This is a genomic window from Homoserinibacter sp. YIM 151385 (genome assembly GCF_027912415.1).
Classification (GTDB): Bacteria; Actinomycetota; Actinomycetes; order Actinomycetales; family Microbacteriaceae; genus Schumannella.
This window is the reverse complement of sequence record NZ_CP115175.1, coordinates 2,202,547-2,217,127: the sequence shown is the minus strand read 5'-3', so window position 1 is coordinate 2,217,127 and position 14,581 is coordinate 2,202,547. Positions and strand designations below refer to the sequence as shown.

The 14,581-nt window shown below is 73.8% G+C and carries 15 protein-coding genes; 8 read left to right on the top strand and 7 right to left on the bottom strand.

Translation table 11 applies throughout. From position 1 onward, the window contains the following. The first annotated feature begins 10 nt into the window (after positions 1 to 10). The gene (locus tag OF852_RS10765) at positions 11 to 1,903 is read left to right on the top strand and encodes a glycogen debranching N-terminal domain-containing protein (RefSeq protein WP_271119158.1); all 1,893 of its coding nucleotides are present in this window, start codon (positions 11 to 13) and stop codon (positions 1,901 to 1,903) included. 150 nt (positions 1,904 to 2,053) lie between these two features. Then, complete coding sequence (locus OF852_RS10760) at positions 2,054 to 2,278, top strand: toxin-antitoxin system YwqK family antitoxin (RefSeq protein ID WP_271119157.1); 225 nt, start codon at positions 2,054 to 2,056, stop codon at positions 2,276 to 2,278. Here OF852_RS10760 and OF852_RS10755 read toward each other — a convergent pair. After that, a complete protein-coding gene (locus tag OF852_RS10755) occupies positions 2,275 to 3,372 on the bottom strand; it encodes an FAD-dependent oxidoreductase (RefSeq protein ID WP_271119156.1) in 1,098 nt (365 codons plus the stop codon). The genes OF852_RS10760 and OF852_RS10755 overlap by 4 nt on opposite strands. A 171-nt stretch (positions 3,373 to 3,543) precedes the next feature. Between OF852_RS10755 and OF852_RS10750 the strand changes: the two genes are divergently transcribed. After that, positions 3,544 to 3,753 carry a DUF3073 domain-containing protein gene (locus tag OF852_RS10750; RefSeq protein WP_271119155.1) on the top strand — a complete coding sequence of 70 codons (210 nt, stop codon included), beginning with the start codon at positions 3,544 to 3,546 and terminating at the stop codon, positions 3,751 to 3,753. A gap of 21 nt (positions 3,754 to 3,774) precedes the next feature. On the opposite strand, the gene OF852_RS10745 is transcribed toward OF852_RS10750, so the two are convergent. From OF852_RS10745 to OF852_RS10730, 4 genes are read right to left on the bottom strand one after another with little or no spacing between them, the layout of a single operon-like run. Beyond that, positions 3,775 to 4,047, bottom strand: coding sequence for a hypothetical protein (locus tag OF852_RS10745; RefSeq protein ID WP_271119154.1), 273 nt, complete (start codon positions 4,045 to 4,047; stop codon positions 3,775 to 3,777). An 11-nt stretch (positions 4,048 to 4,058) separates the two neighbouring features. Next, complete coding sequence (gene purM / locus OF852_RS10740; RefSeq protein ID WP_271119153.1) at positions 4,059 to 5,168, bottom strand: phosphoribosylformylglycinamidine cyclo-ligase; 1,110 nt, start codon at positions 5,166 to 5,168, stop codon at positions 4,059 to 4,061. A gap of 40 nt (positions 5,169 to 5,208) precedes the next feature. Next, on the bottom strand, positions 5,209 to 6,309 hold the full coding sequence (locus OF852_RS10735; protein ID WP_271119152.1) for a hypothetical protein: 1,101 nt from the start codon (positions 6,307 to 6,309) through the stop codon (positions 5,209 to 5,211). Between the two features lie 58 nt (positions 6,310 to 6,367). After that, positions 6,368 to 6,712 (bottom strand): hypothetical protein, encoded by a 345-nt coding sequence (locus OF852_RS10730; protein ID WP_271119151.1) that lies wholly within the window; start codon positions 6,710 to 6,712, stop codon positions 6,368 to 6,370. 183 nt (positions 6,713 to 6,895) lie between these two features. Between OF852_RS10730 and purF the strand changes: the two genes are divergently transcribed. Both purF and OF852_RS10720 read left to right on the top strand, forming a co-directional pair. Further along, on the top strand, positions 6,896 to 8,353 hold the full coding sequence (purF, locus tag OF852_RS10725; protein ID WP_271119150.1) for an amidophosphoribosyltransferase: 1,458 nt from the start codon (positions 6,896 to 6,898) through the stop codon (positions 8,351 to 8,353). Positions 8,354 to 8,533: 180 nt separating this feature from the next. Beyond that, positions 8,534 to 10,396: an anthranilate synthase family protein gene (locus OF852_RS10720; RefSeq protein ID WP_271119149.1), complete on the top strand. Its 1,863-nt coding sequence runs from the start codon at positions 8,534 to 8,536 to the stop codon at positions 10,394 to 10,396. Between the two features lie 90 nt (positions 10,397 to 10,486). Here the strand turns inward: OF852_RS10720 and OF852_RS10715 are convergent, their stop codons facing one another. Next, positions 10,487 to 10,849: a hypothetical protein gene (locus OF852_RS10715; protein ID WP_271119148.1), complete on the bottom strand. Its 363-nt coding sequence runs from the start codon at positions 10,847 to 10,849 to the stop codon at positions 10,487 to 10,489. A gap of 64 nt (positions 10,850 to 10,913) precedes the next feature. Beyond that, on the bottom strand, positions 10,914 to 11,291 hold the full coding sequence (locus OF852_RS10710) for a sterol carrier family protein (protein ID WP_271119147.1): 378 nt from the start codon (positions 11,289 to 11,291) through the stop codon (positions 10,914 to 10,916). A gap of 37 nt (positions 11,292 to 11,328) precedes the next feature. On the opposite strand from OF852_RS10710, the gene purD reads away from it, so the two are divergent. From purD to OF852_RS10695, 3 genes are all read left to right on the top strand, one after another. Then, positions 11,329 to 12,588: a phosphoribosylamine--glycine ligase gene (gene purD / locus OF852_RS10705; protein ID WP_271119146.1), complete on the top strand. Its 1,260-nt coding sequence runs from the start codon at positions 11,329 to 11,331 to the stop codon at positions 12,586 to 12,588. Next, positions 12,585 to 13,493 carry a phosphoribosylaminoimidazolesuccinocarboxamide synthase gene (locus OF852_RS10700; RefSeq protein ID WP_271119145.1) on the top strand — a complete coding sequence of 303 codons (909 nt, stop codon included), beginning with the start codon at positions 12,585 to 12,587 and terminating at the stop codon, positions 13,491 to 13,493. Before purD ends, OF852_RS10700 begins: the two co-directional genes overlap by 4 nt. Positions 13,494 to 13,659: 166 nt before the next feature. After that, entirely contained in the window at positions 13,660 to 14,520 is an 861-nt protein-coding gene (locus OF852_RS10695) for a VOC family protein (RefSeq protein ID WP_271119144.1), read from the top strand. Positions 14,521 to 14,581: the final 61 nt, after the last annotated feature.

Genomic DNA, 14,581 nt, shown 5'->3' with positions numbered 1-14,581 from the left:
CAGCCAGCTCATGCCCCACCACCCCGACGAGGAGCCGCGGCTCCAGCCGCTCCTCCACGACGCCGCGATCGTGCTCCGCGCACCCGCCCAGGCCTGGTCGCGGCCCGACGGCCGCATCGGCGCCGCCCCCATCGACGGCATCTACCTCTCGGATGTGCGCGTCGTCTCCGCACTCGCCGTCGCCATCGCGGGGCGCGCGGGCGAGCACATCGCGACCTCCCTCGAGGCGGCCGACCGCCTCCGCGTCACGAGCCTCCACCGCGAGCTCGACGACGACCGCGTCGCCGACCCCGACCTCCGCTCCGAGCTCGAGCGCACCGCGCTCGCCGACGGCGTGCTCGACGAGCTCACGATCGTCTCCCGCCTCGACCGCGAGCTGCGGCTCGACATCGAGGTGCGCCTGCGCCCCGCCCTCGACCCCATGGACGCCGTCAAGCAGGGCGCCCCCTCGATCCCCGTCGAGGCGCTGCCCGAGCCGGACGGCGCCGTCTGGTCGGGGGATGCCGTGACGGCCCGCGTGCAGGCGCCCGGCGCCGAGGTCGCGATCGGGCAGGCGGGGGTGCTGCTCCGCATCCCCCTCGCCGTGCCGCCGCGCGGCCGCGCCACCGCGAGCTGGCGGATCCGCGCCGAGGACGCCGACGCCGTCGTGCGCCCCGCCGTGGGGCCCGCCCCCTGGGCCGCGCCCGACGCGCCCGACGACGACCGACTGGGCCGCTGGCTCGAGCGCGCCCTCGGCGACCTCGACGCGCTCCGGCTCCGCACCGCGCACGGCGAGGACGAGTTCCTCGCCGCCGGCGCCCCCTGGTTCCTGACGCTCTTCGGCCGCGACTCGCTGTGGGCCGCCCGCCTCCTCCTCCCGACCGGCACGGCGCTCGCCGCCTCCACGCTGCGCGTGCTCGCCGGGCTCCAGGGGCGGGATCGGGTGGCGGCGACCGCCGAGCAGCCCGGCAAGATCATGCACGAGCTGCGCCGCGGCACGCTCGAGATCCCCGGCGAGGGCGTCAGCCTCCCGCCGCTCTACTACGGCACCGTCGACGCGACGCCGCTCTGGATCTGCCTCCTCCATGACGCCTGGCGGCACGGGATGCCGGAGGCGGAGGTGCGCGAGCTGCTCCCCGCGCTGGAGGCGGCGCTCGCCTGGATGCGCGACTTCGGCGACAGCGACGGCGACGGCCTCCTCGAGTACGTCGACGAGACCGGCACGGGCCTCTCGAACCAGGGCTGGAAGGACTCCGGCGACAGCGTCCAGTGGCGCGACGGCCGGCTCGCCGACGGCCCGATCGCGCTCTGCGAGGTGCAGGCCTACGCCTACGAGGCGGCCGTCGGCGGCGCCGAGCTGCTCGACGCGCTGCGCGGCGCGGGCGCCGGCGAGACCTGGCGCGCCTGGGCGGGGCGGCTCCGGCGCCGCTTCGGCGAGCGCTTCTGGGTCGAGGACGAGACCGGCCGCTATCCGGCGATCGCGCTGGATGCGGCGAAGCAGCCGGTCGACTCGCTCACCTCGAACCTCGGCCACCTGCTCGGCACCGGCCTCCTCGATCCCGCGGAGTCGGCGCTCGTCGCCGCCCGCCTCGCCTCGCCGCAGCTCGCCTCCGGCTTCGGGCTGCGCACCATGTCGACGCTCGAGCGCGGGTACTGGCCGCTGTCGTACCACGGCGGCAGCGTGTGGACCCACGACACCGCGATCGCGGTCCACGGGCTCGCGCGCGAGGGCTTCCACGAGGAGGCGGCGCTGCTCGCCGAGGGGCTGCTGCGCGCCGCAGCCGCCTTCGGGTACCGGATGCCGGAGCTGCACTCGGGGGATGCCGCGGGCGAGCGGGCGGCCCCGGCCCCCTATCCGGCGGCCTGCCGCCCGCAGGCCTGGAGCGCCGCCGCCGCCGTCGCCGTGCACGCCGCGCTCCGCTGACCCTCTCCTCACCCGCGCACACGCACGCGCACACGCACACGCACACGCACACGCACACGCGACAGTGCCCGAACAGCCTCGAGCGCGCCCCAAACTCCGGGCGCGCTCGAGGCTGTTCGGGCACTGTCGGCGGGGGATATGGTCGGGAGCGTGAGCGGCAGCGAGGCGACGGAGCACGTGGAGCGGCACCGGGACGGCAGCATCCGCGGGCGCGGGCTCATGCTCGACTGCGAGATGCACGGCGAGTGGATGTGGTTCCGGCTCGACGGGACCCGCATGCGCTCCGGCGAGTTCGACCGGGGCCGGCGGGTGGGCATCTGGACCACCTACGACCGGGCCGGCGACCCCTACAAGGACACCGACTTCGGCGACTAGCCGAGGCTCGACAGCGTCGCCACGACCTGGCGCGCGATCGTGCGCCCCACCTTGTTCGCGCCGATCGTCGAGGCCGTCGGCCCGTAGCCGGCGAAGAAGATGCGCGAGTTGCGCCACGACGCGCCCTGCCCGACCGTCACGCCGCCCGACTTCTCGCGCAGCTTGAGCGGCGCGAGGTGCCGGAGCTCCGGCCGGAACCCGGTCGCCCAGATGATCGTGTCGATCTGCTGGAACCGGCCGTCCGCCCACCGGACGCCGTCCGGCTCGATCGAGCTGAACATGGGCTCCGCGACGAGGAGGCCGCGATCGATCGCGGCCTGGATGCGGCGGCTGCGCGGCACGCCGGTCGTCGAGACGATCGAGGGCAGCGCCCGACCCGCGCGGGCGGCCTCGTCCTGCTGTGCGACCGCGGCGCCGCCCGCCTCGATGTTGAGCTCCTGCTCCTCGAGGAACTCGATGGGTCGACGCGAAACCCAGGTGATGCTCTCGGCGACCTTCTCGAGCTCGAGCAGGAACCCGATCGCGCTCGTGCCGCCGCCCACGACGGCGACGCGCTGCCCGCGGAGCTGCTCGGCATCCACGTAGTCGACCGTGTGGAGGTGGCGGCCGCGGAAGGAGTTCATCCCCGGGTACCAGGGGATGAAGGGGGCGCCCCAGGTGCCGGTCGCGTTGACGAGGATCCTCGTCGTCACGTCGACCGGCCCGTCGCCCTGGTCGAAGGTGACCCGGAACCCGTCGAGCAGCGAGGTCACGCGCGTCACGTCGGCGGGGCGGACGACCTGCAGAGCGTAGTGCTTCTCGTAGCGGGCGTAGTAGTCGGCGACGACGTCGCGCGCGGGCGCCTGCCGGTCGGCCGTGTCGAAGCTCACGCCGAGCTCGTCCATGCCCGGGAGGTCGTTGACGCGGTGCGCGTAGCCGAGGCGCAGCGCCTCCCAGCGGAACTGCCATGCGCCGCCGGCGCCGGGACCGCGATCGAGCAGCACGACGTCGTTGCCGGGGTCGAGCCCGAGGCGCCGGAGGTAGTAGGCGACCGAGAGACCCGCCTGCCCCGCGCCGACGACCACGACGGAGGTGTCGAATCCCGGGGCGGTCACCCGGCAAGGGTAGCGAACACGGCGCACTCCCGGCCGGGAGTCCGGTGTCCGATCGGGATGCGGCCGGCCGCTCCGGCGGACCCCGGCGGCCAGGCGCGTGGAGCCTCGCGTGATAGACTGCCCGCCAGATTTCTGTCCTGTTCGCCATCCTGAATCATGAGGGGGTCACGCATGGGGCGCGGCCGTCAGAAGGCAAAGCACACCAAGGTCGCTCGCGAGCTGAAGTACTTCAGCCCCGACACGAACTACGGTGCCCTGGAGAAGGAGCTCGGCGGCAACCCGCGACTCGAGGAGGACCTCGAGAAGTGGTCGGAGTACGCCGACGCCGAGGGCGACGACGAGGCCGACGAGTACGGCACGGGCGAGTCGAAGTCGGCCTGAGCCGACTCCGCCCCGTCGGGTCTAGAAGAACCCGATGAGGTCGAGCAGCGGCCCCGCGAACAGCACCCACGCGGCGAGCGAGACGGCGCCGAGCACGATCCCGCCGAGCGCCCGCCGCCGCGCCTCCGGCTCGCGGCGACGCGAGGAGACGCCGAGCACGATCGCGACGACCGGCACGACCCAGATGAAGCCGAGCGCGAGCGAGGCGATGCCGAGCCCCAGGCTCCAGGTGCCGCGGATGCGCGGGTCGGGCGGCGTGGGATCGCCCGCGACGCGGGGCAGCGTGCCGCTCACGAGCGCCGCCGTCAGTCCGCGTAGCGGCCGGTGAGGCGCACGGCGCCGCCGTCGACGCCCTTGGCGCCCTGCTCCCAGCCCTCGCCCTGGGGCGCGTCGCCGCCGAGGGCGACCCGTCCGACCTCCCAGGCCGGCATCCCGTCGATCGCGAGCTTCGCGACGACGTCGTCGGCGACCGCGGGGGCGACGACGGCGAAGAAGCCGATGCCGAGGTTCCAGGTCGCCTCCGCCGACTCGAGCGGCGAGCCCTGCATGTCGAGGAGCACCCGGAAGACGGGCGCGGGCGACCAGGTGCTGCGCTCGAGCTCGGCGCGCGAGCCGCGGGGGAGAACGCGGGCCAGGTTCGCGGCGATGCCGCCGCCCGTCACGTGGCTGAGCGAGTGCACGCCCGCGCCGAGACGCGGATCGGCGAGCACGCGCAGCAGCGGCGAGGTGTAGAGCCGGGTCGGCTCGAGGAGCACCTCGCCGACCGTGCCGCCGAGCTCCGCCGAGTGGTCGCGGAACCCGATCCCGCGGGAGGCGAGGATGTGGCGCACCAGCGAGTAGCCGTTCGAGTGGAGGCCGCTCGAGCCGATCGCGAGGACCACATCGCCGTCCTGGACCCGGTCGGCGCCGAGCACGGCATCCGCCTCGACGGCGCCGACCGCGGCGCCCGCGACGTCGTAGTCGTCGACCCCGAGGAGGCCGGGGTGCTCGGCCGTCTCGCCGCCGACGAGCGCGGTGCCCGTGTCGGAGCAGGCGCGCGCGATGCCGGCGACGATGTCGGCGATGCGCTCCGGCACCACCTTGCCGCAGGCGATGTAGTCGGTCATGAAGAGCGGCTTCGCGCCGACCACGACGATGTCGTCGACGACCATGCCGACCAGGTCCTGGCCGATCGTGTCGTGCTTGTCGATCGCCTGCGCGATCGCGACCTTCGTGCCGACCCCGTCGGTGCTCGTCGCGAGCAGCGGCCGCGTGTAGGCCTTGAGGAAGGACACGTCGAAGAGCCCGGCGAATCCGCCGACCCCGCCGAGGACCTCGCTGCCGTGCGTCCGCGCGACGGCGGACTTCATCAGCTCGACGGCCAGGTCTCCTGCGGCCGTGTCGACGCCGGCCTCCGCGTAGGTGTTCCCGCTCACGAGCCCAGGGTACCGGGGGCGGCGGAGGCCGCCGGTCCGCTCAGACGTCGAGGGCCCACATCCGCTTCGCGAAGGCGAGTCGCTCGGGCGTGCACGTCACACCGGGGTAGGTGGCCCAGTAGCTCGGATCCTTGACCTTGGTCATGCAGTCGGCGCTCTGCTCGTCGGGCCAGCTCGCGTCGTCGCCCGTGAACGCGGAGGGCACCTTCACCTCCACGTAGAGGCGCTGGAACTCCTCGTTCTCGAGGAGGCGCGAGCCCATGCGGTTCTGGACGACGTGCGCGTACTCGTGGAGCATGAGCTGCTTCCAGTCGAGGCCGTAGCGGGCGCGGAGGTCGGCGTCGGAGAGCCCGCGGAGGCGCTCGGCGACGTGGATCGTGGCAGGGTCGCGGCCGAGGACGCAGGCGAGGACGTCCTTCCCCTTGCACTTGCGGTCGAAGACGATCTTCGCGCGGAGGCCGCTGATCCGGTCGACGACCTCCTCGGCTCGGGTGCCCGTGCGGTTGCCGCGCCGCTCCCCCTTCGCGCTGAAGGTCGACCTCCACTCCGCGACCTCGGCGCGCGCGCCGTCGAGGGCCGACCGCATGGAGGCGACCGCGGACTCCACGGTGCCGGCCGCGAAGCGGTCCTCGCCCGCGCCGGCGACGCGCTCGGTGTTCCACTCGAGGTCGCTCTCGAGCGAGCCGTGGCTGTAGCCGAAGTAGTGCTTGCGCTGGAAGGCCGCGGTCTCCTCGAGCACCGCATCCCATTCGTCGAGCGCCGCGGCGAGCGCGGTCGCGTCATCGTCCTCGCCGGTCCCGAAGCCGGGCGAGGTGCTGCCGCTGCCGCCGCCCGCGAGCGCCCCGACGAGCACGACGGCGCCGAAGCCGACCGGCAGCACGACGAAGAGGCCGACGAGGACGAGCACGATGGCGACGATCGCGCCGCCCCCGCCGCGCCGGGGGGCCGGCGCGTCGGGGCGCGGGGCGGCCTGCTGCGGCGCGGGATGCTGCGGCACGGCCTGCGCGGGCGGCACCGGCACCCAGAACTGCCAGCCATGCGGCGCGGGCGGCCAGGCGGGGTCCGGTCGCCAGCCCTGCGGCGGCTGCCAACCCGGTGGGGGCGTCGGCCAGCCGGGCGGCGGGTTGAAGGCGTACAGCACGGGCCCATCCTCTCTCGTGATGAGCCCGACTCGGGACTTCGAGCGGACGTCGGCCGGATCAGCCGAGGTAGTACAGGAAGATCCCGAAGACGACGATGCCGGCGACGATGACGAGGCAGCCCGCGCCGCCCCCGGCGATCGCGAGCTTCGCGCCGTGCGAGAGGCCGCCCTGCGCGGGCTGCGAGACCGGCAGCTGCGAGTCGTACGGCGAGGCGATGATCCGCACCCCGGGCGCCGCGGCGACCGGCTCCGGGGCGGGCGCCGCCGCATCCCCGACGGGCTCCCAGAAGGTCCAGCCCTCCGGGGCGGGTGGCCACGCGGGATCCGGCGTCCACCCGGGAGGCGGCGTCCAGCCCGCGGGCGGTGCAGGCCAACCGGGCGGTGGCGAGAAGCGGTACTCCACGGGCCCATCCTCCCCTGCTCGCGGCGCGAAGCGTCGTCGAGGCAGCCCGTGTCCGCCCAGGACGTGAGCTTCGACGTCCCCGCTCCAGACCCGGCCGTCCGCACGGCGGCCCGCACTGTGGGAGAATCGACCGTGCCCGGTCGGGCACCCGTCACCTCGCATCCACCTGGAGTCTCCACCCGCATGTGCGGCATCGTCGGCATCGTCTCCTCCGGCCCGGTCAACCAGCAGGTCTACGACAGCCTCGCCCTCCTCCAGCACCGCGGTCAGGACTCGACCGGGATCGCGACCAGCGAGGGCAGCATCATCCACATGCACAAGGCCCGCGGCCAGGTGCGCGAGGCCTACCGCACGCGCGACATGCGCTCGCTGCTCGGCACCATGGGCCTCGGCCACGTGCGCTACGCGACCCGCGGCGACGCCGGCAAGGAGACGGAGGCGCAGCCGTTCTACGTGAACGCGCCCTACGGCATCGTCCTCATCCACAACGGCAACCTCACGAACACGCGCGAGCTCACCGAGGAGCTCTTCCGCGTCGACCGCCGGCACCTCAACACGAGCTCCGACACCGAGCTCCTCGTGAACGTGCTCGCCCACGAGCTCCAGGCGCAGGTGCGCGGCACCGACCTCGACCCCGACCAGGTCTTCGACGCGATCGAGACCCTCCACGAGCGGGTCGAGGGCTCCTACGCCGCGATCGCGCTCATCGCCGGGCAGGGACTCCTCGCCTTCCGCGACCCCTACGGCATCCGCCCGCTCGTCCTCGGCAAGCGCAGCGCCGGGCTCGTCGGCGAGGAGTGGGTCGTCGCGAGCGAGTCGCTCGTGCTCGAGTCGGGCGGCTACGAGGTGGTCCGCGACGTCGCCCCCGGCGAGGCGATCTACATCAGCCGCTCGGGCGAGATGTCCTCGCGCCAGTGCGCGAAGGCGCCCCGCCTCATCCCCTGCTCCTTCGAGTACGTGTACCTCGCGCGTCCCGACTCGATCATGAACGGGATCTCGGTCTACGACGCGCGGCTGCGTCTCGGCGACCGGCTCGCCGACACGATCGCCGCCCACGCGCCGGCGGGCGACATCGACGTCGTCATGCCGATCCCGGACTCCTCCCGCCCGGCCGCCATGCAGGTCGCGCGGAAGCTCGGCATCGAGTACCGCGAGGGCTTCTACAAGAACCGCTACGTCGGCCGGACCTTCATCATGCCGGGCCAGGAGCAGCGCAAGAAGAGCGTCAAGCAGAAGCTCAACGCCATGAGCTCCGAGTTCAAGGGCAAGAACGTGCTCATCGTCGACGACTCGATCGTGCGCGGCACCACCTCGAAGGAGATCGTCGACATGGCCCGGCAGGCGGGCGCGAACTCGGTGACCTTCACGAGCGCGGCCCCGCCAGTCCGCTTCCCGCACGTCTACGGCATCAACATGCCGAGCCGCGAGGAGCTCGTGGCCGCGGGCCGCAAGATCCCCGAGATCGCGCTCGAGCTCGGCGCCGACCACCTCATCTACCAGGAGGTCGCGGACATGCAGTCGGCGATCCTCGAGGGCAGCTCCATCGAGGCGCTCGAGATGAGCTGCTTCACGGGCGAGTACGTGACCGGCACCGTCACGCCGGAGTACCTCGCCTGGGTCGAGGCGAACCAGCTCAGCTGAGCCGTCGACGCCTCGCCGCGGTGCGGTAGGGTGACCGCATGCTCGCGACCCGCTCCGCCTCCTGGTGGCCCGCCTCCTAGGCGGACCGACGCGCGCACCACGCACGACCGCCGAACCCGGCGGTCGTTTCGCGTCTCTGCGGGACGGATGCCGGCCCCGACCGAGAAGGACCCCGCACCGATGACCGCGCTCCTCGCATCCCTCCTCCACGACGACGCCCTCCCCTTCGCCGTGCTGCACCGCCGCGGCGCCCCCGAGGTCGACGTGCTCGTCGGCGACGTCGTCGACGTCGAGCGGCTCGCCGACATCCCGCTCGAGGGCTCGACGGTGCTCGCGCTCGTCCCGTTCCGCCAGGTCCGCGAGCGCGGCTTCGACGCGCACGACGACGAGGCGCCGCTGCGCTGCCTCGTGGTGCGCGAGCGCGAGCTCGTGCCGCTCGCGGAGGCGCTGGCGCTGCTCCCCGCCGAGCCGGTCGCGATCGAGGCGGCCGGCTTCGACATCCCCGACGCCACCTACGGCGCGACCGTGCGCCAGGTCATCGAGGAGGAGATCGGCCGCGGCGAGGGCGCGAACTTCGTGATCCGGCGGGACTTCGTGTCGAGCACGCGGGCGGCCCCCGGCGAGGCGGTGCTGAGCTGGATGCGGGCGCTGCTCGAGCACGAGCAGGGCGCGTACTGGACGTTCGCCATCCGCACGCCCGGTCTCGCGGCGGCGGGCGCCACCCCGGAGCGCCACGTGAGCGTCGACGACGGCACGGCCCGCATGAACCCGATCTCGGGCACCTTCCGGCACGGCGCGACCGCGCCGACGGGCGAGGCGCTGCTCGAGTTCCTCGCCGACGTCAAGGAGAGCGAGGAGCTCTTCATGGTGGTCGACGAGGAGATGAAGATGATGAGCGCCGTCTGCCCCGACGGCGGCCGCATCCTCGGCCCGTACCTCAAGCAGATGTCGCGCCTCACCCACACCGAGTACGTGCTCGAGGGCCGCACCGACCTCGACGTGCGCGAGGTGCTGCGCCTCACGATGTTCGCCCCGACCGTCACGGGCTCGCCGATGGGCAACGCCTGCGCGGTCATCGCGCGGCACGAGACGGCGCCGCGCGGCTACTACTCGGGGGTGCTCGCGCTCTTCGAGCCGGGCGCCTCGCCGGGTGCCGAGGGCTACTCGCTCGACGCCCCCATCCTCATCCGCACCGCCTACCTCGACGACGCGGGCCGCGTGACGGTGCCCGTCGGGGCGACGCTCGTGCGCCACTCGACGCCCGAGGGCGAGGTCGCGGAGACCCACGCGAAGGCGGCCGGCGTGCTCATGGCGATCGGCGCGGTCGAGCGCCCCGCCGCCGCGCCGGCACCCGTGCTGTACGAGGAGCCGGGCGTCGCGGAGGCGCTCGCCTCGCGCAACGACCGGCTCGCCGCGTTCTGGCTGCGGCCGCAGTCGCCGCCCGCGCCCTCCGAGCTGACGGGCCTCTCGGCGATCGTCGTCGACCACGAGGACCAGTTCACGACGATGCTCGCCCACCAGCTCCGGCACCTGGGGCTGGATGCGCGGGTCGTCCACTGGGATGCGGTGCCCGAGGGAGCGTCGGCCGATCTGGTCGTCTTCGGGCCCGGCCCGGGCGACCCCCGGCGTCTGCAGGATCCGCGCATGGCGACCCTGCACCGCCGCCTCGGCGAGCGCCTCGACGCCGGCCTCCCCACGCTCGCGGTGTGCCTCAGCCATCAGGTGCTCGCGATGCGCGAGGGGCTCGAGATCGAGCCGCTCCTCGCGCCGCGCCAGGGCGTGCGGCTTGAGGTCGACGTCTTCGGCGAGCGGCCGGCGATCGGCTTCTACAACACCTTCGCGGCGCGCGTCGAGCCGGGCCCGGATGCGGCCGCCGGCACGCGCACGCGTCACGGCCTCGAGGTGAGCGCGGATGCGGCGACGGGCGTCGTGCACGCGCTCCGCGGGCCGAAGGTCGCGAGCGTGCAGGGGCACCTCGAGAGCGTGCTCTCCTCGGACGGCCTCGCGACGCTCGAGCGCCTCGTCCGGCACGCGGTCGCCTAGCCTCCCCCTGCTTCGGGAGGGTCTTCGGCATCCCGGCGGCGTGTCGCGGCCGCACCGGCGGCGTGTCGGCGGAAAACCCTCCCGAAGGGGCTAGTGCTCGGGCTCGGGCGGCGCGGCCGGCGCCGCGGGAGCCCGCTCCACCTCGCGCTCGACGACGACCGTCTTCGCGCGCCGACGCGAGACCGCATCGACGACGAGGCCGATCACCGCGCCGAGGAGGATGCCGGCCGGCACCCCGTACAGCGCGAAGTAGCCGAAGAGCGCCGCGAAGCCGACCCTCGGATCGGCGGGATAGAGCCCCGTGACGAACAGGGTGGCGAGGAGTCCGGCGAGCGCGCCGAAGACGATGAAGACGCCGAGCTTGGGAGCTCGACGGATGCTGACCCGGGTCGACCCGTGGGACTCTGGCCGATCGAGGTCAGGCGCAGGGCCGCCTGCCGTCGAATCGTTCATGCCCCGATTCTCCCAGAGCCGCCTGGGCGCCGGCGACGCCGCGTCCGCGGGGAGACCGGATCGCCTACCCGAGCACCGTGGGGTCGTCCCAGGCGAGCGGCAGATGGGCCGAGAGGTCGGCCCGCGAGCCGGAGGCCGACACGCTCGCCGCGGCCACCGCATCCCCCCAGGCGAGCGAGCCCGTCGCGAGCGCGATCCAGGTCTCGGCGTCCGTCTCGATGACGTTCGGCGGGGTGCCGCGGGTGTGCCCCGGCCCCTCGATCGCCTGCACCGCCCCGAAGGGCGGCACCCGCACCTCGACGGACGCCCCCGGCGCCGCGTCCGCGAGCACCTGCAGCAGGTACCGCACGGCGAGCGCCGTGCCCTGCCGATCCGTCTCGCCCGCGACGGCCTGCCGCACGGCCGCCTCCCCGACGATGGCCACGATCCTCGACTTCGCCATGCACTCCACGCTAACAATGCGCCGGTAGCCTGTTGCGGTGAAGATCCTCGTCCTCGGCTCCGGCGCGCGCGAGCACGCCATCGTCTCCGCCCTCCTCGCGGAGGATGCCGGCCACGAGATCGTCGCCGCCCCCGGCAACGCGGGCCTCGCACAGCAGGTCGAGACCGTCAAGATCGACGCCTCCGACCCGAAGCTGGTCGCCGAGTTCGCCGCCGACAACGCCTTCCAGCTCGTCGTCATCGGCCCCGAGGCGCCGCTCGTCGCGGGCGTCGCCGACCGCGTGCGCCGCGCCGGCATCCCCGTCTTCGGGCCCGACCGGGCCGCCGCCGCGCTCGAGGGCTCGAAGGCCTTCGCGAAGCGGATCATGTCGGAGGCGAAGGTGCCGACCGGCGGCGCGGTGCAGGCGACGACGGTCGAGGAGGTCGAGGCGGCGTTCGCCGAGTTCGGCGCCCCCTACGTCGTCAAGGCCGACGGGCTCGCGGCGGGCAAGGGCGTCATCGTCACCGACGACCGGGAGGCCGCCCTCGACCACGCGCGCTTCTACCTCCAGCAGGGCGGGGTGCTCGTCGAGGAGTTCCTCGACGGCCAGGAGGTGTCGCTGTTCCTCCTCGCGGACGGCCACGACGTGCTCCCGCTGAGCCCCGCGCAGGACTTCAAGCGCGCCGGCGACGGCGACACCGGCCCGAACACGGGCGGCATGGGCGCCTACTCGCCGCTCCCCTGGCTCGCCGAGCGCTGGGAGAGCGAGGCCGACTTCGTCGACGAGGTCGTCGACACGATCGCGCTCCCGACCATCCGCCGACTCGAGGACGAGGGCACCCCCTTCGTCGGCCTCCTCTACTGCGGCCTCATCATCACCGAGCAGGGCATCCGCGTCATCGAGTTCAACGCGCGCTTCGGCGACCCCGAGACGCAGGTCGTGCTGCCGCGCCTCGAGACCCCGCTCTCGGGGCTGCTGCTCGCCGCCGCGACCGGCGCGCTCGGCCGCCTGCCGTATCCCGCCTTCTCGCCCGACGCCGCCGTGACGGTCGTGCTCGCGAGCGAGGGCTACCCGGAGAGCCCCGTCACGGGGCGCGAGATCACCGGGCTCGACGAGGTGCGGGATGTCGCGATCGCGCACGCCGCGACCGCGCTCGTCGACGGGCGCTTCGTCGCGACGGGCGGCCGCGTGCTCAGCGTCGTCGCGCGCGGCGCCGACTTCGCGGCGGCCCGGGCGAAGGCGTACGCGGCGCTCGAGGTCATCGGGCTCGAGGGATCGCACTACCGCCGCGACATCGCGGAGAAGGTCGCCCGATGACCGGCGACTCCGTCGAGGGCTGGGACCACGTCTACTCGGGCAAGGTGCGCGACCTGTACCGCTCGCCCGAGCAGCCGGGCCGCATCCTCGTCGTCGCCTCCGACCGGGTGAGCGCCTTCGACCACGTGCTGGAGCCGGGCATCCCCGGCAAGGGCGCGCTGCTCACGCGCCTCAGCCTCTGGTGGTTCGACCAGCTGCGCGAGCTCGTGCCGAACCACCTCGTCGAGGATCACGAGATCGCGGGCGGCGCGCGCGCGCTCCTGCCCGAGGCCGTCGCCGACCGCGCGATGCTCGTGCGAGAGCTCGACATGCTGCCGATCGAGGCGGTCGTGCGCGGGTACCTCGTCGGCTCCGGCTGGAAGGAGTACCAGGCGACGCAGTCGGTCTGCGGCATCCCCCTCCCCGCCGGCCTCGAGAACGGCGACCGCCTCCCCGAGCCGATCTACACGCCCGCCTGGAAGGCGCCGCTCGGCGAGCACGACGAGAACATCAGCTACGAGCGCACCGTCGAGCTGGTGGGCGAGGCCGATGCGGCGGCGCTGCGCGACACCTCGCTCGCGGTGTTCCGGGCGGCCTCGGCGATCGCCGAGCACCGCGGCGTGATCCTCGCGGACACCAAGTTCGAGTTCGGCCGGGATCGGGATGCGGGGCCGGACGCGCCGATCGTCCTCGCCGACGAGGTCCTCACCTCCGATTCGAGCCGCTACTGGGATGCCGAGGCGTACGCCCTCGGCGGGCCCGGCCGGCTCGCGAGCTTCGACAAGCAGATCGTGCGCGACTGGCTCGCCGCGAACTGGGACGAGGGCTCGATCCACCCCGCCCCCTTCCTGCCCCACGAGATCGTGGAGCAGACCGCGGCGCGCTATCGCGAGCTCATCGAGCGCCTGACGGGCCAGGCGGCCTGATGCCCGGGCGTCGGGCGCGAGTCCGCGTCCGATGTCGCCCTCCTCGTCCCTGCCGTTCTGCGGGAGATCCGGCTCGACGCGCCGGCGCGCGGCCACGGGCGGCGCGGATGTCCTGCACGACGGCTCGCCCGGGAATGGTTGATGCGTCACCCATGTTGGGTCGGGCATGACCGAGCTGCTCGCCGCCGACACCGCCATGGGCCAGGTGACGCTCAACGTCGCCGACCTCGACGCCATGACCGCGTACTACCGCGACGGCGTCGGCCTCGACGTCCTGAGCCAGGAGGGCGGGCGCACCGTCCTCGGGCGCGGCGCCGTGCCGGTGATCGTGCTCGAGCACACGCCCGAGCTCCGGCACGCCGGACCGCGCGACGCCGGGCTCTTCCACACCGCGATCCTCTTCGACAGCCGGGCCGCGCTCGCCGCCGCCGTCTCCTCCGTCGCGCGCCGGCATCCCGGGACCTTCACCGGATCGAGCGACCACCTCGTCTCGCAGGCCTTCTACTTCGACGACCCCGAGCACAACGGCGTCGAGCTCTACTGGGACCGCGACCGCACGCAGTGGAGCTGGGTGCACGGCCGGGTCGAGATGGGCACCGTCTTCCTCGACCCGAACCGGTTCCTCGCCGAGCACCTCACCGAGGCCGGCGCCGAGGAACCCCGGCAGGGCGAGGCCGTCGTCGGGCACGTGCACCTCAGCGTCGGCGACGTCGAGCGGGCGCGCGAGTTCTACGTGCGGCGGCTCGGCTTCGAGGTCAGCGCGGAATACGCCGACACCGCCCTCTTCGTGAGCGCCGGCGGCTACCACCACCACATGGCGATGAACGTCTGGCGCAGCCAGGGCGCCGGCCGCCGCCAGCGCACCCTCGGCCTCGGGCAGGTGGACATCGTGGTGCCGACCGCCGACGACCTCGGCGAGCTGGGCGAGCGGATGGCGCACCACGGCATCCCGGGCCGCGACGACGGGCGGACCCTCGCCTTCGACGACCCCTGGTCGAACCTCGTGCGGGTGCGCGCGGCGACCTGAGCCCCGTGAGGTGGGTTTCTCCGCATTCGCCGCACGGATCCCCGCGGCGAATGCGGAGAAA